Origin of the sequence: Pseudodesulfovibrio thermohalotolerans (assembly GCF_021353295.2) — a bacterium.
Classification (GTDB): Bacteria; Desulfobacterota; Desulfovibrionia; order Desulfovibrionales; family Desulfovibrionaceae; genus Pseudodesulfovibrio; species Pseudodesulfovibrio thermohalotolerans.
Map to the genome: position 1 here is coordinate 2,773,622 of NZ_CP120635.1, position 21,940 is coordinate 2,795,561.

16 protein-coding genes are annotated in these 21,940 nt (G+C 60.7%); all 16 read right to left on the minus strand.

Going from position 1 to position 21,940, the window contains the following annotated elements; genetic code table 11:
• Positions 1–80: 80 nt before the first annotated feature.
• Positions 81–2,342, minus strand: coding sequence for a WD40/YVTN/BNR-like repeat-containing protein (locus tag LF599_RS13060; RefSeq protein WP_279521094.1), 2,262 nt, complete (start codon positions 2,340–2,342; stop codon positions 81–83).
• Positions 2,343–2,351: 9 nt separating this feature from the next.
• Positions 2,352–3,674, minus strand: a complete 1,323-nt coding sequence (locus LF599_RS13065; protein WP_279521095.1) for an O-antigen ligase family protein — start codon at positions 3,672–3,674, stop codon at positions 2,352–2,354.
• The gene (locus tag LF599_RS13070) at positions 3,674–4,792 is read right to left on the minus strand and encodes a glycosyltransferase family 2 protein (RefSeq protein WP_279523101.1); all 1,119 of its coding nucleotides are present in this window, start codon (positions 4,790–4,792) and stop codon (positions 3,674–3,676) included. The genes LF599_RS13065 and LF599_RS13070 overlap by 1 nt, the downstream gene beginning before the upstream one ends.
• Positions 4,792–5,958, minus strand: a complete 1,167-nt coding sequence (locus tag LF599_RS13075; RefSeq protein ID WP_279521096.1) for a DegT/DnrJ/EryC1/StrS family aminotransferase — start codon at positions 5,956–5,958, stop codon at positions 4,792–4,794. Before LF599_RS13075 ends, LF599_RS13070 begins: the two co-directional genes overlap by 1 nt.
• Positions 5,955–7,010, minus strand: a complete 1,056-nt coding sequence (locus LF599_RS13080) for a FemAB family XrtA/PEP-CTERM system-associated protein (protein WP_279521097.1) — start codon at positions 7,008–7,010, stop codon at positions 5,955–5,957. The genes LF599_RS13075 and LF599_RS13080 overlap by 4 nt, the downstream gene beginning before the upstream one ends.
• On the minus strand, positions 7,000–7,872 hold the full coding sequence (locus LF599_RS13085; RefSeq protein WP_279521098.1) for an XrtA system polysaccharide deacetylase: 873 nt from the start codon (positions 7,870–7,872) through the stop codon (positions 7,000–7,002). The genes LF599_RS13080 and LF599_RS13085 overlap by 11 nt, the downstream gene beginning before the upstream one ends.
• 165 nt (positions 7,873–8,037) lie before the next feature.
• Entirely contained in the window at positions 8,038–10,863 is a 2,826-nt protein-coding gene (locus LF599_RS13090) for an SIS domain-containing protein (protein ID WP_279521099.1), read from the minus strand.
• 100 nt (positions 10,864–10,963) lie between these two features.
• Positions 10,964–12,325 (minus strand): PEP-CTERM-box response regulator transcription factor, encoded by a 1,362-nt coding sequence (gene prsR / locus LF599_RS13095; RefSeq protein WP_279521100.1) that lies wholly within the window; start codon positions 12,323–12,325, stop codon positions 10,964–10,966.
• Positions 12,326–12,348: 23 nt separating this feature from the next.
• Positions 12,349–14,412: an XrtA/PEP-CTERM system histidine kinase PrsK gene (gene prsK, locus LF599_RS13100; RefSeq protein ID WP_279521101.1), complete on the minus strand. Its 2,064-nt coding sequence runs from the start codon at positions 14,410–14,412 to the stop codon at positions 12,349–12,351.
• Between the two features lie 3 nt (positions 14,413–14,415).
• A complete protein-coding gene (locus LF599_RS13105) occupies positions 14,416–15,057 on the minus strand; it encodes an exosortase C-terminal domain/associated protein EpsI (protein WP_279521102.1) in 642 nt (213 codons plus the stop codon).
• The gene (xrtA, locus tag LF599_RS13110; RefSeq protein WP_279521103.1) at positions 15,047–15,898 is read right to left on the minus strand and encodes an exosortase A; all 852 of its coding nucleotides are present in this window, start codon (positions 15,896–15,898) and stop codon (positions 15,047–15,049) included. Before xrtA ends, LF599_RS13105 begins: the two co-directional genes overlap by 11 nt.
• 274 nt (positions 15,899–16,172) lie before the next feature.
• Complete coding sequence (locus LF599_RS13115) at positions 16,173–17,408, minus strand: TIGR03016 family PEP-CTERM system-associated outer membrane protein (RefSeq protein ID WP_279521104.1); 1,236 nt, start codon at positions 17,406–17,408, stop codon at positions 16,173–16,175.
• Positions 17,409–17,520: 112 nt separating this feature from the next.
• Positions 17,521–18,690, minus strand: coding sequence for an XrtA/PEP-CTERM system-associated ATPase (locus tag LF599_RS13120; RefSeq protein WP_279521105.1), 1,170 nt, complete (start codon positions 18,688–18,690; stop codon positions 17,521–17,523).
• A 22-nt stretch (positions 18,691–18,712) separates the two neighbouring features.
• Positions 18,713–19,585, minus strand: coding sequence for an XrtA-associated tyrosine autokinase (locus tag LF599_RS13125; RefSeq protein ID WP_279521106.1), 873 nt, complete (start codon positions 19,583–19,585; stop codon positions 18,713–18,715).
• Positions 19,586–19,588: 3 nt separating this feature from the next.
• Positions 19,589–21,106, minus strand: a complete 1,518-nt coding sequence (locus LF599_RS13130; protein WP_279521107.1) for an XrtA system polysaccharide chain length determinant — start codon at positions 21,104–21,106, stop codon at positions 19,589–19,591.
• A gap of 9 nt (positions 21,107–21,115) precedes the next feature.
• A complete protein-coding gene (locus LF599_RS13135; RefSeq protein WP_279521108.1) occupies positions 21,116–21,916 on the minus strand; it encodes a polysaccharide biosynthesis/export family protein in 801 nt (266 codons plus the stop codon).
• Between the last annotated feature and the right edge of the window lie 24 nt (positions 21,917–21,940).

Consider the following 21,940-nt stretch of genomic DNA (forward strand, 5'->3'; position numbering starts at 1 on the left):
CAACTGAAGGGATGTCTCCCCCAGTCGTCTGAAAATACCACGAAATCCCGTCCGCTTATCATCATGTTCTCCCAAAGCCCTTAAGGACGGCTCGGGCCTTCCCATATCCCGCCGCCGAAGGTCGTGACGATCATCCTGTCGTGATCGTCCGGGTCCACGGTAACGGACTGGATGGTATTGAAGGGAAACGACTCGAAACTCTTCCAACTGCTCCCGCCGTCCCGGCTGTAAAGAAGGCCGTGGTGGGTGGTGCCCACGTAGAGCAGGTCGGGATCGTCGGGATGGACGGCGAAGCTCATGGTGTGGTCCCAGGAGTCTCCTCCGGCGGCCTTGCCGATCTGCTTGTCCGTGAGGATGTGCTCCCAGGACGAACCGCCGTTCCGCGTCCGGTAGAGCCCGCCCGTCATCCAGCGGCCCGCCGGGGATGTGGCCGTCACGTAAATCTCGTCCTCGTTCTCCGGATTCAGGTACAGGGACGTGGCGTGCCAGTTGAGATCGGATTCGGCGGAGATATACTGCCAGTTCTCGCCCTTGTCCGTGGACTTCCAGACTCCGCCGGGAATCTTGTACACGGCCCCTTTCTTCCTGAGGCCGGTGATGAGGCAGTATATGTTGCCGCTCTCGGGATGAATGGCCAGCCGCAACACGTGCATGTTGGGGACCACGCCCAATCCCCGGCTCTTTTTGGCCCAGGTCTTGCCGCCGTCGTCCGAACGGAACACGCCCGCCAACTCGTTTTCGCCGAACAAACCGGCGTACAGCGTCCGGCTGTCCTTGGGCGACTTGGGATCAAGGGCGATGGCGGTGCAGGCGAGCTTGGGCAGGCCGCCGCTCTTGCCCGGAGCGTAGGGAACGGTCCAGTTGCGGCCCCTGTCGTCACTGACGACCACTCCGCCCTGATGTGTGGATGCGCTCGGCCGGGTTATGGCCAGGGCCATGTCATGCGGGATGTCGTGACGTTTACTCGTGGCGGCGAAGATGCGGCCGGGAACGTCCGGGTCGAGGGCGATCTGGTAATAGGTGTTGCGCCAGGGGCACCCCTTCGCGGCCCAACTCCACGTCTTGCCCGCGTCGTCGGAACGCAGGAACCCGATATCCGAATAGGCTCCGTAATGGACGTTCTTGTCGAACGGATCGAAATAATACTGCCAGCAACTGGTGACTTCCAGGCCCGTGGAGGCATATCGCGGAGCGGTCTCGCCCTCTTCGGGAGGCAGAACCGTATTGATGATGGGTTGCCAGGTGTCGCCGCCGTCACGGGTCTCATACATGTCGCCCTGGGTCGTCAAAATGAGATGCCGGGAATCGAACGGGTCCATGCCCAGCCCGAAGTTGGTGATGTAGTAACCCCACATCAACTCTGTCTGCGCCCAGGACGGCTCCACGTTGTAATCCTTGAAACGATCCTTTTCCCAGACGACCTTCAGCCTGAATGTATTCTCCCATGTGTCGCCGCCGTCGACGGAGCGCAACACTTCCTTGTTCACGTTGGACCCGGTCTGAACCGCGTAGACCACACTGGCCTGCTTCGGGTCCATGAGAAGGAGCTTTTCTCCCTTGTACCTGCGCACATGCTCCCATGAAGCGCCCTCGTCTTTCGAACGAAAGACGCCCCGTTTCCGGATGGCGGCGAACAGAACCGGACCATCCGGCGACTGTCCTCCCGCCAGGCTGAACACGTCCTGCTTCTCCCCGTCTCCGATATTCATGGGCCGCGACGTCCAGGTCTTGCCCCGGTCCTTGCTCATCATGAGTTCCTTGTTCCCGGCCAAGGCGTAAACGACATCCCCAAGGGCAACGAACTCCGAAACCGGGACATCCAACACCTTGTCGAAGCTCTTTCCCATGTCGGTGGAACGCCAGACGGTTTTCTTCGTACCGACCAGCAGGACATTCGGATTCCCCGGCAATGCGCCGAGATGAAGCACTCTTTCCTTTTTCCAGGGCGCATTCTTCACGGTCTGCCAGTTGACGCCCTGGTCCCGGCTCACCCGTAGCCGCCTGAACTTGAATATCCAAAAGGTGGCGTCCTTGAAAAATGCGGCAGGAGGAGAGAACTGCATAAAATTCGGACCGAATTTCCGATGAATCATCTCCCAGGAAGCGCCGCCGTCGGTGGAGCGAAAAGCCGTTCCCATGTCGGAGCCGAGCAAAACCAGGCCCTTTTGATACGACGAAAAAGAGGGGCCATATACGCCGCCCGCCCCGCCAGGCCCGCGCGGGCTGAATCCCTGGCTCGCGGCATCGGCGGAAACCGAAGACACCGCCCATGCCACGATCAGGACGAAACAGCGGATCGTCCAGGCAAGGCGTGCACTCGCATGATTGTTAGCAGCGTCCATAACTTCCTCCTAATGCTTCTTGTCCACCAACGTGTATGTACGTTTTTTCTTGATTTTGTACTTCCGTTTCTTCCCCTCATCGGACTCATCGGATACCGCATCGGCAACGGGCTCAACCGTTTCCGCGACACTCTCCGCGTCATACGCCGCATCGATCAGGGCAAGGACGATATATACCGCCAACAGATAATAGAGGCTCTTGAAATATCCGGCGGAAATGAACTGGCTTCCGCAGAACTGGCCGACAAAGGAAATGTACAGCCCCTTGTAGAGCGAGTAGTGAGGCCGCGCCTTCATGGCCGGGTCCTTGATCCGCCTTTTCAAGGTCCGCAACGGATACAGGACCATGACGAGGTAGCAGACGAGGCCGATGAGCCCCAGCTCCGCCGCAATCTGGATGACGGAGTTGTGCGCCGTCATGAATACGGCTCCGCTCATGCCGCTGCCCGCCGAGAACTGACCTACGCCCACTCCGGTGAGGAGATTCGTGTAGAACATTTCGAGGCCGTGTTCCCATATGGCTATCCTTCCGAATTCACTTTGCATATTGTAATCGGAAGAAAGGTCCGTCAGCGTCGCCATCCGCTCCCAGAACGCCCCGGGCAGGAAGTAGAGAGCGATCAGCCCGATGAACGCCCCGGACAGAATCAGCTTGAAGCTCACTTTTTCAAAACGCAGAAACACGATGAAGACCGCCACGAAGGCGACGACGCCGCCTCGTGATTCGGTCAGCCCCAGCCCCAATACCCCCGCCAGGATAACGAGATAGCCGGCCCATTTGACGACCGGAATCCGCAAGGAATGCAGATAATAGAACAACAGCGGCATGAGCGAGAGCAACACGTAGGCCACGTCATTGGAATCATAGAGGGAGCCCTGGATCATGGCCCGTCCCTGACCGTGATTCAGCACCAGGCCGAACGCGAGCAGGGTGAAGACCAGCAGGCCGCTGTTGAGCAAAATGCGCAATCCGTTTTCACCCTTGGCGAGGATGACCAGCGGAAAGAAAAACGCGATGGTATAGAGATAGGTCTTGGCCATGCTGAGCGCCCCGCCCACCCAGACGCTCAACGGCACCGAAAGATAGACCATCGCCATCAGGCCCAGAATGAACTTGAACACGGGCACTTCCCTGAACATGTCGGCGAAGGATTGCCGCTGCGGGGATACGGCCACGGCGAGGAGACCCACGGCCGCGGCGATGAACCCTAGCCCTCGGAAGGCGAAAATCGAGCTGAAGGCGGGAAGATTCCCGACAAAGACGAGCATCAGCAGGTAAATGGCTATATTCGGCATGAGGCCGATGCGGGGGCTGTGGACGGCACTGAGCATCAGGACGCCCTCGGCTTCCAGGAAATGTATTTTTCGCCCTTGAAATACTGGATCAGGCCGATGACCGCGCTCAGATGGAGCAGGAGGAAGGAATACGGCAACTGCCTGATGCCGCCGTCAGTCCGGCGGTAGGCATAGGCCGCGGCGTAGAAGAGCATCTGCCCGGCAAGGGACAGGACATAGAAGGCCCCCCCGCCCAGAATGCACAGGTTCGCCGCCAGAAGCAGCGCCATGAGCGGCAGGGTCAGCCAGCGCAAAATCTTGTGGGAAAAGAGCTGCCACAGGAAACCGATGCAGCCCGCCTTCACGAGCTTGGGCAGTTGCGAAAAGACGATGATCCATGACTGGGTCATGATGCGGGTCTGCCGCTTCAGTTCTCCCGGACCGACCTCGTCCACGGGCTCGCGGCAGATGGCGCCCTGCTCCTGCACGGCCGCGTACCCATCCATGACGACCTGGATGGGATGGAGAAAATCGTTGATGTGTTCCGGACGCATCGGCCGGTACAGGGAACGGCGCATGGCGTATATGGCTCCATCCGCGCCCACCACGCCCCAAAGGGAGCCTTCCAGTTCCTTCAGGCGGTCCTCGTAGCGGCGGTACGCACCGCTGCCGGACTCGCCGTTCTTCCCGATGTACTCGGAATGTCCGCTGACCAGCCCGACCTCGGGGTCGGCAAATCGTCCGGCCAGTTTCATGACCGCGTCCCTGTCGAACATGGAGTTGGCGTCCGTGAAGACGAGGATATCGCTGCCGGTCTCGCCGACGGCCCGGTTGAGCGCGGCCGTCTTGCCCTGATTCGTTTCCTGGACCAGCAGACGCACCCGCTCGCCAACGAACCCGCCGACGATTTCCGCGGTCCTGTCCGAACTGCCGTCCGAAACGATGATGAAATCCATCTTCTCGGGAGGATACTCAAGGTCGAGGAAATTCCTGATCTTCTCGGCGACGACCCCCTCCTCATTGAAAGCGGACAGAATCATGGTCACGCTCGGCAGGCCGTCCCCGCCGACGACGGCGCGCCGGGAGCGCAGCCGGGCAAGTAGAAGCAACGCGAGGGGATACCCCGCGAAGGCATAGACCAGAGCCGCCAGGCACCACCAGAAAACGGATTCCATCACGCAGTCCCCCCGCCCAACACGCGGGCGACATGTTCGATGTCCTGTTCCGTGACGTATCCCTGGGTCGGCAGGGTTACCAACGACCGCGCAAGACGCTCCGCGCCGGGATACGATCCGCTTCCGGCCAGATGCGGCCGCAACGCCTCTATCTCGTGCAGCCCGCTTGGATAGGAAGGAACCACGCCGTACTCCTTCATGACCTCGCCCGCCCCGCTGTCCAGCAGCGGAAGCCGGAGCCATACTGAATCGCCGCCTTCCGGCAGGCTGGGGAATTTCCTCCCCTTCAGAGCGTTCATCCATTGGACGGCGACACGCCTGCGCCCGGCGTTAATGCGGTCCAGGCGGCGCAGCATCCGTATTCCCAACCCGGCCTGGAAAGGCGTCAATGCGGCCACCCCGAAATCGGGATCGAAATGGGACTCGCCCAGCTTCAGGAACGGCAGGCTGTTGGGAATCCAGTACAGGCGGGGATGCAGGAGAAAGCACAGGGCCAGGGCCGTCAGCCAAAGCTTGACCTTTTCCTTTGCGGACGGCGGCTCGGGGGCCAGGGCGTCCAACGCCTCGGCGAGCCAATCCTCGTTCGTGACCAGAATGCCCCCGTCCACGGCGGAAATATTCTTGCCCCGGCTCAGGCTGAACAAACCGATGTCGCCGAACGTTCCGGCCAGTCTGCCCTTCCAGGCCGCGCCCATGGCCTGGGCCGCATCGTCGAACAGCGGCACGCCATGTTCCCCGGCCATCGTCCGGGCCGTGTCCATGTCGGCGGGGCAGCCGAAAAGGTGGCAAACCATGAGGCACAACGACCTGTCGCTCAGGGCACGCTTCAAGCTCTGTGCATCAGGACCAAGCGTTTCCGGGTCCACGTCGTAGAGGCGGACCTTGAACCCGGCGTGGACCACGGCGGAAGCCACCGAAAAACTGGTGTAGGCCGGAATCACGACCTCGTCGCGAGCCGGAAACCGCGTGTGCAGCGCGTTGAGCGCCGCGCTGACCGCTCCCCGGCCCGAAGAAAAGAACCGGACGTGCCGCTTGCCGAAGCGGTCGGCCACCTGATCCCGGAAACGGGCCATGCTCCGCTCGCCGCCCATGGCCGCCAGCAGGCCATGAACGATATCGCTCAGGGAAAAGGGGACGCCGGAAGGAGCCAGGGCGCGCAACGTCATGGGATGTTCCTCACGATGGGCGGCCCGATGAGTTTGGTCAAAGGCACAGGCAGCTTTTGCCAGACGCGGATGGCAAGCTGGAATTTGGAGTTCTCCGGGTTCATCTCGGGCAGTTCGCCGCCGTTCGGCATGAGATATTGCCAGTTGAGCTGCACCGGCTGGGCGCCCCATTGCTTCTTGAACCGGAAGGTGCCCTTTTCCGGCGTGGAACGGCCGAAGTCGAAAGTCTCGCACCCTTCCCCGCAGGCGTGTTCGATAAGAGTCCAGTAAAGGAGATTATTGGGGCAAAGGGAATTGTAGTCCCGAATGGACGACGCCCACGGAATTTCGAAGACGGACCGATACCAGGTGCCGAGACCGGCGGCCACGCAGCCGTCCGCATGGTTGACCGTGAACAGCCGGGTGGATTCCGGGAACGCGTCCAGCACGTTCTCGAACAATTTTTTCGAGTACACCGGCGTTCCCAGATCGCGCATGTTGCGGGCGAAGACGGCATAAAAATCGTCCAGCAGCTCGTGCCGCCCGGTTGCGACGGTCAGCCCGGACTTCCTGGCCTTCCGGACCTGGTTGCGCACCTTGGCCTTGAAGCCCTCCCAAAGCGCTTCCGTCCCGGGGGAGAGATCCAGGCGCATGGTCACCTTGTGCGTCTTGGAAGGCAGCCCCTCCGCCACCGCGCCGATGTGGCGCAATTCGAGGAACTGCGCACCGCACTCGCGAACAAGTTCCCCGGCCCGCTCGATCAGCGCGCTCGACGCGGCCGGGTCATCCGCAAGAACACCTCCGAAATTAAAGAAGGGAAGCGAGGTGAGGAAGGTCCCGAAAAGACGGCTCCGCATGAGCACGATGGGCAGGATGCCGAGCACCGCACCGGCGTCGTCCCGCGCCCACAACGGCTGCGGGGCATGGCCGAAGGTCTTCTCGACAACGCCGAGCCAGCCTGACCGATGGTAGTTGGCGGCCCCGTCCGTCGCGTCGACAAACGCGTTCCAGGCAACCGCATCCGCCGGAGCGGAAAGATCGGCGAAGGAAACCCGTATGCCGTTAGACGCCATGGCCGCCTCCGTCCACGCCCAATACCGTGGCCATGGGGGCAAAACGGAACGAGCCGAGCAGAGTGCGCAGCTTGGACTCCGTCTTGTCCAGATTCACGTAATGCCGGAAGCGGGATTTCCATCCCGTATTCGCGATGCGGGGTTGGCCCGGATCGATCTCCCATGGGTGGAAATAGAGAACAACCGGGTTGCCGTCCGAGTTGATGGACTTGAAGGCCCGTCTGATGAGGCTCACCGGAAACAGGCGAAGGTAGCCTCCCCCGGCCACCGGGAAATTCATCTCCTTGCCGAAGGCGGAAAAGAATTTTGTGGTCAGCGGAAACTCCCGGATCGCGCCGTTCTCCCGCTCGATGTCATGCGGAAAGCGCGGGGCGTCGGGAATGCCGTAGCGGTCGTGGAAGATGGGGAAGATGGAGGAATCGTAGGCGAACCCCTCCTCAATGAGAATATCCAACGCCCACAGGGACCGATCGACGATGGAGTAGCTCGGCGCGCGGTAGCCCGTCACGGATTTGCCGGACTGGTCTTCCAGAATCGCCTTGGCGCGGCGGATATCCTCGCGAAACCGATCCGGCCCGATATCGTAGACAAGCTGGTGCCCGTAGCCGTGGCAGGCGATGTCATGCCCACGGTCGGCGATGCGCCGGACCAGACCGGGCGCGCGCTCCGCGATCCACCCCAGGGTAAAGAACGTCCCCTTGGCCCCGAATTCATCAAAGAGGTCCAGAATTCGGGCCACGTTGTTTTCCACGCGCAATTCCATGGAATCCCACGACGCACGGTCGATGCAGTGCTCAAAGGCACTGACCTGGAAATAGTCTTCCACGTCCACGGTAAGTGCGTTGGCGATCCGATTCTTCATGACCGTATCTCCCTGCCGAGGCCGCAAAGGCTCGGGCGCTTTCCGGCTCCCTGTCTCGATAAGACCACGCGATATCCCGCCTGAACAAACGACGCGAACGCGCCCTCCGCTGGGCGGCCGTCCGATCGATGTATGCTGTTGGTGCCGTGCAAGCCATTCATGGGTCTACCCCTGCGGCCTGGAGATGCCGACGGTGACGGTTTTTGCCTGGTGGCGGATGGTGTCGATGGGGCGGGTCATTTCCTCGATGGCCTTGTTGAGGACCGTAAGGATGTCGGCCAGGCGCGCTTCGGTGGCGCAGATGGCCTCGGACTGGTTGACCAGCCAGAGCATATAGTTTGCCAGGGACGAGGCCACGCGGGCGGGCAGGGCCGAATCCGTCGCCCCGGAGGCGATCCGCTCGTTGCATTTGTTCAGCGACACCAGGAGCTTGCCCCGGTCGAACCGGGCCGTGTCCTCAAGCATCTCCGCAATGAGGGCGCGGGCCTGGCGAAAGGGCTCGGCATGGGCGTCGATGGCCTTGGCCGCCGACACGCCCCACCAGTGGCCGGCCACGGTCTCCAGCACGAAATCCAGGCCGCCGCCCACGCGGGGCACCTTGATGGTCGCCTCGGCCACGGCGTCGAAACGGTCCTCGTCTTCGGCGCAGAACACGATGGGCGAGCCGTTGTGCGCCTTGAAGATCGTGGTCTCCTTGACCGTGTCCGTGACCACCATTTCGGGCAGGTCGGAGGCCATGACCAGGGTCAGCGGCTCGGTGGACAGGTCGATGTGCTTCTTGTCCTCGGTGACGTCGCACGGGATGGATTTATAGCACAATTCCGAGAGCTTGATGCGCACTTCCTGGGCGGCCACGCAGTTGGAGCCGTTGCCGACCAGCGCCCAATAGCGGTGCACGGGCGCGAATTTCCTCGCCACCTCGGCGATGGCCTCCTTGGTCTCCAGCACCCGGTCGATGCGGCCGGGCAAATTCTCCAGCGACTCGATCTCGCCGAGAATGGCGGGCCGGTCCAGGGTGCCGAGGATGTCGGCCAGCCACAGGGACAGCAGCTTGCCCGCCGCGATCTGGGAATAGAACGCCTTGGTCGAGGCAACTGCCATCTCCACGTCGCGGCCGTTGGAGGTGTAGATGTACGAGTCGGACTTCTGCACCAGCGGCGAGTTGCGCCGGTTGACGATGCAGTTGACCCACGCGCCCCGGTCGCGGCAAAGGTCCACCACCCGGTTGGTGTCCGTGGTGGTGCCCGACTGCGACACAGGGATCAGGAACGCGTCGTCCATGCGCTCTTCGCCCATGAATCCGATCAGCTCCGAGCCGGTGTACGGCTCGATGGATATGCCCGTGCCCGACAGGGTGCGCCGCAGGAGTTGGGCCACGGCCATGGCGGCCACGGCGGCCGTGCCCTGGCCCACGCAGATTATCCGGCGGATGGGATGCTCGGTGTCGCGAAACCGTTCTACCAGGGCCGGGCCGTGCCCGAATCCCTCGGGCAGGAATTCCACCCCGCCGTTCTTCTTGAGATATTTCCCGTGCAGGGTGTTGCGCACCGAGTCCGGGGCCTCGTGGATTTCCTTCTCGATGTAGTGGGTGAACTCGCCCCGGAAGATGTCCCGGGAGAAAATCTCGATCTTTTCCTCGGCCAGCTCGACGGGCTCGCCGTTGTCCAGGTACCGGGCCACGGGGATGGCGTTCTCGGGGTCGGTGTCTTTGAGGACCACGGATACGCCGCCCTGCCTGTGCACGGCCACGGGGAAGGAGGAGCGGGCGCGGGCGGCCATGCCGTAGGCCTCGCTCGCCACCAGCCAGCCGTCCCGGGTCCTGCCGATGTAGAAGGATTGGCCCGACCCCTTTTGGGCCAGGAACTGGGAGTCGAAATCATTGAGGTTCTGCATGACCACGGCCAGGGAGCCATCGCACCGCCTGAGCACGTTGCGGAACCGCTCCTCGGCGTCGCCCTTGTTCTCCACGCCCAAGTGAAAAAGCACGGGCAGGATCTTGGCGTCCGTGGAGATGGCGGGCGGAATGAGCGCGCCCTTGGCCAGGACCGACTCCTCGACCAGGGTGCGGTAGTTGTCCACGTCGCCGTTGAGCACGAACATGGTCTTTTCCAGCCCGGTGGACATGTCGCCCTCGACCAGCCCGTCCACGGGGTGGCAGTTGGGCACGGAAATGATGCCGTTGGACGCCCAGCGGGTGTGGGCGATGATATTCAGGGTCTGCAACCCCTCGGACATGGTCCAGAGCAGGTCGTCGCGCCGGATGAAGTCGCGCAGGGCCGCGCCGTTGTCCCCGAGCTGGCCCACGAGCTGGGCCACCTTGTAGAGGAAGCGGCAGGCGGTCCGGCCGTCGGCGAGCTTGCGCACCAGCACCTGCCGGGTGTCGGCGTTGCCGATGGAGCAGCGGTCCGCCAGCTCCTGCTTCTGCTCGGCGGTCAGGGCCAGCTCCGGGTCCGCGCCCTCGGGCAGGATAAAGGCCAGGGCCACGCCCGACGAGTCGCGGCCGCGCACTTCGAGCTTGTCGATGGACTGGAGGACCTGCTCGGCTCCCCAGGCCAGGAAATGCCGGTCGCGGGCGTCCGGTGCGTCGGCCAAGTCGCCGGGCATGAGCGACAGGGTGCGGTCCCTGTTGACCAGGACCTCCTGCTCGATCTGCCACAAATAGTCGTCCAGGGTCTCGCGCAACCCTTCGAGCTCGTCGGTGCGCGGTCCCTGCTCCAGCTTCACGGCAGCCGCGTTGCGCAGATTCCGGATGGTGTCCCGGATGGACGAAAGCGCCCGCAACGCCTCGGGATCGCTCACGAGCCGCATGTGCAGCCCAAAGGACATGAGGTCGTAGAACCGCTCCGCCAGCTCATCCAGCGGCTTGGCGGCGTCGAATAGATCGCCGCTTTCCCGGACCGCGCCAAAGGAGGCTTCAAGGTCGGCGAGCCAGGGCACGTCCGGCACGTGCAGCCACAGCCTGTTGCTCAAAAAACTCGCGATTCCGCACATAGTTCCTATCTCCTTCCCTTCAATCGACCTTGCGTCTGCTCTTGTCCTCAAGCGGATGGCATCGCACCCGCCCGGACGGCGGCCGTATGCGCGTCGCCGCCTAATCGCCCCTGAGGTTGTGCCGTTTCATCAAATCGTACAGGGTCGGACGGCTCACCCCGAGCGCGCCCGCGGCCTTTGCCACGTTGCCGGAATGTCGGTTCAAGGCGGATTCCACCATGTCCCGCTCCAGCAGGGAGCGCGCTTCCTTGAGGGAGATATCGTCCGACCGCTGCCTGACGCGTGCGGCCTCGTCCGGGCTCAAGCCCAGATCCTCGGGGGTAATCTCGGGGCCGTTGGCCATGATTACCGCCCGCTTGACCCGGTTTTCCAACTCTCGGATGTTGCCCGGCCAGTCGTAGCCGCGGATGCACTCCATGGCCTTGCGGCTGAAGCTCTTGAAATCCTTGCGGGGACCGATGTTGACGCTCTTGTTGAAATAGTTGGCCAGCAGCTCAATGTCGTCGCCGCGCTCCCGAAGTGGAGGCAGGGCGATGTTCATCACCCCTATGCGGTAGAAGAGGTCCTCGCGAAGGGTCCCGTTGGCCATGGCCTCGTTGATGTCGATGTTGGTGGCCGTGATGATGCGAACGTCCACGCCGATCTCCTTGCGGCCGCCCACCCGGGTAATGACCATCTCCTGCAGGAAGCGCAGCAGCTTGACCTGAAGCTGCATGGGCATTTCCCCCACCTCGTCAAGAAAGAGGGTGCCCTTGTCCGCGTATTCCACCTTGCCCTTGACCGTCTTGTTCGCCCCGGTGAAGGCCCCCTTCTCGTGGCCGAACAGCTCGGATTCGAGCAGGTTCTCCGGAATGGCTCCGCAGTTGATGCAGACCATTTCCTTTTCGGCACGCAAACTCTTCCTGTGAATGGCGCGGGCCACCAGTTCCTTGCCGGTGCCGGACTCCCCGGTGATGAGCACGGGCACGTCGGATGCGGCCACCCGCTCGATCTGGGTGAACACCTGGCGGATGCCGGAGCACTCGCCGACGATGCCCAGTTCGTTGACCGACTGCTGGCGGAGATTCAGGTTCTCGGTCTCCAGGGTCTTCAGGTACATGGCCCGCTCGACGATGACCTTGAGTTCGTTGAGGTCGATGGGCTTCTTGTAATAGTCGTAGGCCCCGAGCTGCACGGCCTTGAGCGCGGCGTCATGCTCCTCGTTGCCGGTGATGACGATGACCTTGACCAGGGGGTCGATACGCAGGATTTCGCCCAGAACCCGCAACCCTTCCTCCACGCCGTTCTCGTTGGGCGGCAACCCAAGGTCCAAAGTGACCACGGGCGGACGGTGCTTCTCGAACAGGGCCAGGCCCTCGACGCCGTCACAGCCGAAAAGCAGTTCGTAGTTGGAGCGCGACAGCCCCCACTTGAGCTGGCGGCGAACTTCCTCGTTGTCGTCTATGATGAGTAATTTCTGCATAATGTATTATGGCTGATCGCCGCTTAGACGTTGTCGCCGGACGGATCGGGCAGCACCACGCTGAATACCGCCCCGCCTGCATCGCCCGCCGTGGCGTAAAGACCGCCACCGTGGGCCTCGACGATTCGCTTGCTCTGGTACAAGCCGATCCCCATGCCCTTCTTCTTCGTGGTTTTGAAGGGCACGAAGAGGCCCTCCTTGAGGATGTCCTCGTTAATGCCGCGCCCGTTGTCGATGACCCGGAAAACAGGCCCGTTGTCGTACTCCGCCTGAACCGTGAACTTGTTGCTCTCCCCGGCTTCAAGAGCATTGAGAAAAAGATTGAGGGCGACCTTGCGCATCTGCTCCACGTCCACTTTCGCCTTGACCCCGTTGCCCTTGAATTCGATCTCCGCGTCGGGCACTTCCCTGGCGGCGTCCCTGGCCAGATCGAGAAGATCGATCACCTCAAGCCTGAGGGAGTCGTTCTTGGGGATGTTGGTCAGTTGCGCGATAAGCTCGTTCATCCGGGTGACGATGTTGCCCAGGGAATCGAGCATGTCCTCCTGGAACTCCTTGTCGTCGATGAATTCGCGGGCGTTCTCGGCCAGCAGGGAAAGGGGGTAGACCTGATTCTTGAGATCGTGGAGGACAAAGGCCGCCACCCGGCCGAACCCCTCCATATCGCGGGCTTCGGCCAACTCGTCGCCCAGGCGGATATTCACGACAAGGGCGGCCACCTGGCCCGCCAAGGTCTCCATCAACTCCCTATCCTCCACATCGTACCGCTCAAGCGGATTGATGGGGGATCCAAGCAGGATAAGACCGTGCAGGACGTCGTTGCTCATGATCGGCAGGATGAAACGGATCTTCCGATCCTTGAGGAAGGCGGCCACCTCCTCCTCCTCGCATTCGATCGGCCGCTCCTTGAGGTCCAGGAGACCGGCATTCTCGGCAAGCGTGGCCATCAGCAAGGACTTGTGCGACAGGGTCAGCCTGGTTTCGTCCATCTCGTGCAGCAGAACCGGCGAATAATCCCGGCTGTGGCGGCCCTGCAGGAACATGGCGCCGTTGCCGACACCGAAAATCTCGCAATAGAAAATCAAGATGTTGCGGTACAACTCTTCACGGGTACCGGCGTTGATGACGCGGTTGGTGAACTTCTTCCACTCGTCGCGGTAGTCGTACTTGTCGCCGTAGAAATGGCGCTGGATGAACAGCCGGACCTTCCGGCGAAGGCTCTCGGACAGCATACAGGCGATCAGGGCCAGGCCGCCGAGAAACGCCACGCCCATGAAGGCCACCGTGCTGAAATCGCTGCCGAAGAGCTTGATTCCCTCGCCAACAACGCCCACGCCCAGAAGAAAAAGGGCGAAAAACATGAACACGAAGGAACGGAAGGCGAGCTGACGCGATATGACGATATGCTCATCACTGCCCCGGCTCAGCTCGGAATACATAATCAGAAGCACACCGAGCCCCGCGCCCCAGGCGCGCTGGAGTTGGTAATCCATGTCCAGGGAGCGCAACGCCAGACTCTGGCTGAAGTAGAGCATGTAGGTGGCGATAATCGCCCCGGCTCCAAGGATGGCGAACTTGATCTTCCACTTGATGCCGTGGCGCGCGCTGGTAACCGTCACCTCCAGGTTGAAGAGGCTTACGGCCATCAGCAGGAGAATCTGGAGATAGAAGAAAAAGGCCACGGGTTCCAGGAACAGGACCCTGTCCATCTCGAAATCCGGGGAATAGAAGAACCGGGAGGCCGGAAAAATGACGGTCATGACGGCGGGAATGAAGGAAAGGATCATCAACGCCTTGTGAATGATCGGCACCCGCTTGAAGGAAAATTCCCGGTTGTAGGACTGGCTGAAGAACAGGAGCACGGGGCACAGGGCCGCCTCAACCCACAGGGCCGGGCGCTTGTAGACCATGTATTCGGTCGCGTGTTCAAGCGCGAGGTAGTCCAGGATGTTCAAGGCCGCAAACGACCACAAGGCAAGGGTCAGGGTCAACCGCGACAGGGAAACCCCGTTCCGCACCAGACCATATACCGGATAGAGGACCAGCAGGACCGCCACCAGCATCTGACTTACCATCATAACCGTCATGGCCTATCTCCCCCCTGTGGGCGCAGGCAGGAACGCCTCGATCACAGGGTAGAAGTCCTCGGCGAAACGTTGCAGCGTCCGCTCCGCCCCGCCGTTCTCGTCGGGAATCTCCGTGGACAGGCGAATAAACGCGCTGTCCCGCCTGCGGCTGGTTATGGACCCTATGATCTCCTCGATCTTGAGGGCGTATTCGTTGGTCACAATCTTGCCGCAAACCTGGAACCAATAGAGCATGGTCACGGTCGACTCGCTCTTGTCGTAGGCGGCCTGGACCGCCTTCATGCTCCGGCCGCCCAAATCGATCCCGACGATCTTTTCGAACCGTTGCAACCAGCCGCCGCCGGGCAGACAATTGCGGGGGGAGTGGATGGGACCGGCATCCGGCCCGCCGTCGTGATAGCCGAGATACAGCTCAACCACCCGGCCCTGTTCGTCCCTGTACTGCCTGGACACATAGCCCGTGGCCTGAAGGACTTCGAGGATGCCCTGGGCATACCGCCACTCATGGACCATGCGCCACTGGCCGACCTTGACCGGAAACTCGCCCAAGGGTCGACTCAAGGGCACGGCCACATCGCTATGCAGATTGACAAAGGCCCCGGCGCACAGAACCAGGAGGCAGATGATGAAAATTCTACGCTTCATGACGTTTCTCCCAGAGCCTGAGCAGGAAGCAAGTTCCGCCGAGGAAGAACATGGCCATGCAGAATACTGCCAGCCCGGCGAATTCATGGAAGAATCCCTCGGCTGCGGCTTGTCCGTAATGGTGCGCCAACTGACCGGTGGCGACCACGCGAATAATGTTGGTGAGGACCGCGAACGGAATGGCCGAGATCACGAGCAAAAGCCGTGTCCAAGGCGATTTGAGCGTCAGAAAGGCCAAGGTCACGGCCAATGCGATAAGGGAAACGAGCGAACGCAGCCCGCTGCACGCGTCGGCCACCTCAAGCACGATGTTCGGGAAGGCGATGATGTTGCCCTCCCGCCACACGGCGTAGCCCATCAGCTTGAGAACGCCCACGGACACCTTGGCCACGAACAGCTTGAGCGGAAATGCCAGTGCGTCGTAGAGAATATAGGGAAGCGGCACCATGAGGACCAGGTACCCGATGGGCAGGCGAAGCCGCTTGAAAACGCCTACGCCGAAAAGATAGAGCACACACCCGGCCAGGACCACGATCAGCGACAGGCGCATGTTGAACAGTTCCGTGGCGAGCCAGGCGAAAGCGAACTGAACCAATCCCAGCAGGATGACCAAAAGCCCCCAGCTGGACGGCTTGACTTCGACCGCCTTCAAATTGTCCCAATCCCGCCACACGAACCAACCGGCGATGATCGGGATGAGGAAGCCGTGCGAGTAGTTGTCGTCAAGGTACCAGTTGGCGACCAGCCGCTGGAGAACCGGCGCATAGGCCGCTCCCAAAACCAACGGCACGGCCAGGAGCCACCATCCGTACCTGCCCAATGTGTCCCGTAATGTCGTCATATTCCAATCACCTGATCCTCGGGATAGCCCGTTCATTTCGCACAAAAAAAGTGCTCGATCCTCTGCGTATTTCGAACGATCGGCACTTGCTCGCCACCGACCTCACCTTGTTGTCCGGGACTTCGGCTCCGGCCGAAGCCGGTCTGGCGGGCACATGCCCTGCCGCAAATCTTTGCAAACGTGTGGTCGTTCCTTGTCTCCGGAATACAGTGGCCGGGATCAGGCTGATTGCTATGTCTATGTCACCTTCGTTACCTCCCTCTCTTCTCAGTCATCAATACACCCAGGACACGGACAGGCCCACGGTGTTGGATATGTAGTCGTCCTCCGACCGTTCGGCGTCGTTGTCCTTGAATCGATAATTGAGACTACAGCTAAACTGTTCCGAGAGCTCGTAGCGAAGGCTGGTCAACGCGAACAAATACTTGTCGCTGTCCGGATTCGTGTCCAAATCCATGTAGACATTGTAGTTGAATCCCAACCGTTCCGTGAGCTGATGCCCTCCTTTTATGCTTGGCCGCCAGTAGGTCGTCCTGCTGGTCCTGTTTTCCGACTCATAATCCCTGTATTCCAGCGCGACGGCGAAGTGACCCCGCGCGTATTCGCGGTCAATCTCGACGCCGTGCCTGAACTCGTTCTTGGTTACGGACGACGTCGGATCCTCGGCAAAGTCCATTTCGGTGTACACGATGCCGGTCAACCGGTTGGAAAAGGCGTGGGTTATGCTCAGGGAATACGGCACATACTGCTTGTCCGTGGCCCGGGTCAGCACATAATCCGTGTATGTGGGCGAGATGCTCGCCTCCACGAAAGAGCCTTCCGCGTAGGAGTACATGGCCCCTAGAGTGGTGCTGTAGCGATTGAACCCGCCTTCCTCGAACCGGGGGTCCTGCTTGTCGTACCCGACGCCGAGCGTCATGGAGAACCTTTCGGTCAATTCGTGATTCACGTCGGCGAAGAGCGAATAGACCCGCTTGTCCACGTTGTCTTCTTCCGAATACCAAATGTCCTTGAATTGCGCGCCCGTCGTTAAGGTCGTCCGCTCCTGCAGGGGAAAACTGAAATACGGCTTGAACGAAAAGATGTTCTGATCCGTGGTGCCGTTGCTGGTATCGCCTTCCGGAACTTCGCCACGTTCCACATTCTGGTAGACCATCTGATAATTGTCGCTGATGTCGACGTAGAACAGGTCTTTGATGGCCTCCACGGCCAGACTCGACGTGAGGTAGTTGTTGTACTCGTCCGACAGGACCTGGTTGGCATACCGCTTGTGCTCGAAGTCGTAGGAAACGTCCAAAAGCACGCGGCTGTGTTCGTAAAGCAGGCTCAGACCGGGCTTGACGATTGCAACCCAATCGCCCGCACCGCCGTCGACCTCCTCCACATTGTCGTTGTACTCGCCGGTGACCGTCACGCGAGGCTGGAAGGTCAGTCCGGCAGCGGACGCCGCCGGACACAGACAAGCCGCAAGCAATACGGCCGCCAGCATTTTCGGGAGGAATGATGTCATCTTGGAGTCCGGGTAAAGTCCTGCAGGTTACGTCAAAACGAAGAAAACCCCATCCAGATATTCCCTGCTTTACTTTCAACATCAAATATTTGCAAGTGCTCGGAGACATAATTCACTCTCCTCCGAACAAGAATCTATAGGCCCAGCTCTTTTTCCGCGGCGGTTCCGGCTTCACGACAGGCTCGGCCGGGGGGACGATTCGACTCGCCATAGCCCCGGTCTGCTGCATAAGCCGCAAAGTCTCAAATTGCTGTTTCTGATAAACGACCTGCCTCTCCAACTCCTCGATGCGGTCAAGAAGACCGGCCATGGTCGACGGCAGATCGCGCGAACTCTGCCGCTCAAGATAGTCCAGACGGTCTTCCAGACCGCGAATGGCGCGCAACACTTTCTGCGCCTGGCCGGGCAAGGCCCGGGCGCGGCTCTGAACCGTGCCGCCCACAGATCTCTCCGTCTTTTTCTCCGGCCAGTACTGGCGCTCGAAGTCCAGCTCATCGACGATCTCGGCAACATCCTGCTCTCCGATCTCGCGGCGCTCGGCGGCGTAGGCGTCGATAAGCAGGTAGTCGCACAGAATGTTGATGAGCCTCGGAACACCCCGGGTCTGCTCACTGATGCGGGCGAAGGCTTCGTCGGAAAACTGCACCGCGTCCCGGTTGCCCGCGCACTCCATCCTGTAGAGGATATAGTCCCGGACCTCCTCCGTCTTCAACGGGGAAAGATGGCAGCCGATCTGGATGCGCTGACGCAACTGCAACAGGGTATGGCTGTTGAGGGTCTCCTTGAGTTCAGGCTGGCCGGCGAGGATGATCTGCAACAGCTTGCCGCCGTCAGTCTCCAGATTGGAGAGCATCCGCACCTCTTCGAGGAGTTCGGCGCACAGGTTCTGGGCCTCGTCGATTATCAAAACGCAACGCTGGCCCAACGCGTATTGATCAATGAGAAATTCGTTAAGCTCCCGCACCAGGGCAGCCTTGGACCGTCCCTCGGTCTCCAGCCCGAAGTCGTCGTTAATCATGGTCAGCAACTGATGGGAGTCCACCTTGGTGTTGGTGACCTTGGACAGTGTCACCTTGTCCATGTGGTCCTTCATCAGCAGCCGGATCAACGTGGTCTTTCCCGCCCCGACTTCGCCCGTGAGCAGGATGAACCCCGCGCGCTCCTCGATGCCGTACCGAAGATACGACAACGCCTTGCCATGGGTCCTGCTCATGAACAGCAGGTCCGGGTTCGGCAGGAGGTCGAACGGCTTGGAGCCGAATTTGAAGAACTTCTCGTACATTGTATTCCTGTCCAGGCCCGGGCTACCTGGCGTGGTGATAATATTTGTATTTCATGTACGCTTCCGCGCTAAGGCCCCGGGTCGCCCGGCTGGCCTGGGTGTAGACCGCGCCGAGGATATTGGAGCCCTGAAGCGCCTCAATGGTGTCCCGCAGGTCGGCCTGGGACGCCTGCCCTTCCTTGATGACCAGCACCACGCCGTCGGCCATGCGGCTCAGGTTGCGCGATTCGGCAAAAGGAAGCACCGGCGGCGAGTCGATGATGATGTAGCGGTCGGCATAACGGTTCTTCATCTCGGACAGGGTCTCATGCATCCGCTTGGAGGCCAGCAACTCGCCCACATTGGGCACGGGCGATCCGGCGGACAGGAACGAAAGCTTGCCGATGCCGGTCTTGACCATCCCCTTACTGATGGGAGCGCCCTCGATAAGGCAGTCGGACAGGCCGTAGCCGTTCTCCATGCAGAGCAGCTCGTGGCAGCTCGGGGAGCGGATGTCGGCATCCACCAACAGCACGGTGTGATCAAATTCCTGGGCAAGGCTGATGGCCAGATTCACGGCGGTCACACTCTTTCCCTCGCCGACCGTTCCGCTGGTCACGAGCAGGGTGTTCTGGAATCCGCTGCGCTTGGTCTTGCGGACCAGACTCTGCTTGAGCTTGCGGAACTCCTCGGCAGCCAGCGAAACAGGTTCGTTCATGGAGACCAGCATACGCTGTCCCCTGGCCCGCTCGAAGGCTTCCGTCTGCATGGCGGCCGTCTCAAGAAAAGAGGCCTGCGCAGAATCGACACCCGGGATTTTCGTTTCGGCGGGAGCAGCGGTCCCGGCCGACTCGGGCCGCAACTTCTCGCTCCTCTTTGCCGAGGCTTTTTTCAATGCATCCTCTATTCTACTCATAACTTATATCCTCCATTGGTGCACGGCGGCCATGGCCTTCTCGATAACCTTGTCGACAAGGCCGACACCCATAAACTCCATGCCGAGAAACATCAGGACTATCAGAAGACCCAGCGCCCCGATCAGGTAGACCCGGAGGCCGCGCCTGGAGGCCTTGCGTTCCTCTTCGACGTTCTTGAGCTTGGGAATGACCGCAAGCACGGGAATGCCGAACTCGCGCAAGTCATCCACGTTCTTGATGGACGGGTCGATGATATCCAACAGGAAGACCACTCCGAAAGCGGCGCCGAACCCGATGGCGATGCCCGCGAGCATAATCAGGGGGCGATTGGGGCTGGACGGGATGGTCGGCACCACCGCCGGGTCCAGAACCCGGAAGGAAACCGCCTTGTCCTGCAATTCCATTTCCTTGGAAACCTCGGACTGCCCGTAGCGGGAGACCAGCTTCTCGTAGATGATGACCTCGTTCTGTTCCTTGCGCTTGAGCTCCTGCAACTGCGCCTGGGCCCGGGGAATCTGGTCCAGAATCGCCCTGTTCTGGGCGATGTCTTCCTCAAGATTCTTTTTCTGGGTTTCAAGGGACTGGATATGCACCTTGACGTTCTGATATTCCGGCGAGCTGTAAATGATGGACAACTCATCGCTGCCCTCTTCCCTGATCTGCCGCCGAGTTTCGGCAATGGCGCTCTCCAACTGCTTCACCCTCGGGTGATTTTTAGTATAGCGGGCCAGCATCTGACTCCTGACCTGCTCCTGCTCCCTAAGCCGGGCCCGGGACGGCGAATTGCTGAGAAGAACCTTGCGCGAGGCTTCCAGGGCGTTGATCTGAATCTGGATTTCCTTGATCTGCTCCTGGGCCTTTTCGATCTGATTTCTGACAACGTATTCGTTGGAGGCCAGGACCTTGCCCGAGGCAATGTTGAAGTCCTCAATGTCCTTTCTGGCCTCGTCGATACGCTTCTTGAAGACCTCGATCTGATCGGCCAGGAACCGGGTCGCCTCGAAGGACTCCTTGCGCTTGGTGGAAACGCTCTCCTCGATGTAAACGCGGGTCAGGGTGTTCACCACATCCCTGGCGAGCACGGGGTCGCTGTCCGCGAACCGGATATCGAACACGCCGCGCTTTTCGTCGAGCCCGATGGCGATCCGGCCGCGCAAGCTCTTGATCAACTCGTCCAGGGAAACGCTGTTCCTGAGACTGACATCGAGATCCAGGGCCTTGATGACCTGGGACAACATGTTCCGGCTGAGCATTGTCACCTTGATGGCTTTGATCTTGGTGTCCATGGACGGCGTGACCGCGATGCCCTTGACGAGGTCGCTGATGACGTTCTGCTCAATGAAGACGATGCTCCTGGCCTCGTACTTCCGGGGCAGCACGTAACTTATCACCACGGCCGCGAACATGACCAACAGCGCGATGGAAACGAACAGGCCCTTGCGCTCCCCCACCAGGCGGAGGTAGCGCCTGGCGTCAAATGAGGCGTCTTGACCCGCGATATCGTATTTGTTGTCCGCCATCGGCTCCGCCTAGAAGAAGCTTTCGCTGGCGACGATGTAATCCCCCGCCTGCAACAGCACGTTCTGGGTAAGGTCGCCCTTTTTGATAAGGTCCTTGGTCTTGACCGGAATGGAGACCTGCTTGTCGCCTTCCTTACGGATGATGACGATTTCGTTCTCGTCGGCGTACTTGCTGAAGCTGCCCGCCTGAAGCAGGGCGTCCAGGACAGTGAAGCCTTCGTGGAAGAAGATCGCCTTGGGCTCGTTCACAGCGCCGATGACAAAGACGTTGCGGTCGTATTTCACGGGCAGGAAAATCATGTCGCCGGGCTCAAGCTGGATATCCTTGTCGAACTCGCCCTTGCTGAACAGTCCGGAAAAATCGGACATGATTTTTTTGCCGTTGCGGTAGACGTACCCCTTGGACAAATCCGCTCCGTCCAGGGAACCCACCGAGGCGAGCACATGCAGCAGGGTCGTGCGCTGCATCATGTCGTAGACCTGGGGCTGAACGCCGCCGCCGACCACGTAAACGCGGCTGTTGACGCTTTTGAGCAGGGAGACGTTGACGATGGGATCCTTGACCAGTTGAGAGAGCAGCTTGGTAAGTTCCGTTTTCAGTTGAGGGAGGGTCTTCCCGGCGGCCACGACATCGTCGATGCCGGGCATGGACATCTTTCCGTCGGGGCGGACGATAACGGTGGTCCTCAGTTCCTCCTCGCCCCAGACGTGCACGGCCAGGGTATCTCCCTCGCCCACGACGTAATCTTCCGCCTGGGCCAGAACGGGCACGCACAACACGAACAGCATAACCAACAACAGCTTTTTCACGATGATCTCCTCGTTCCTTCCTTG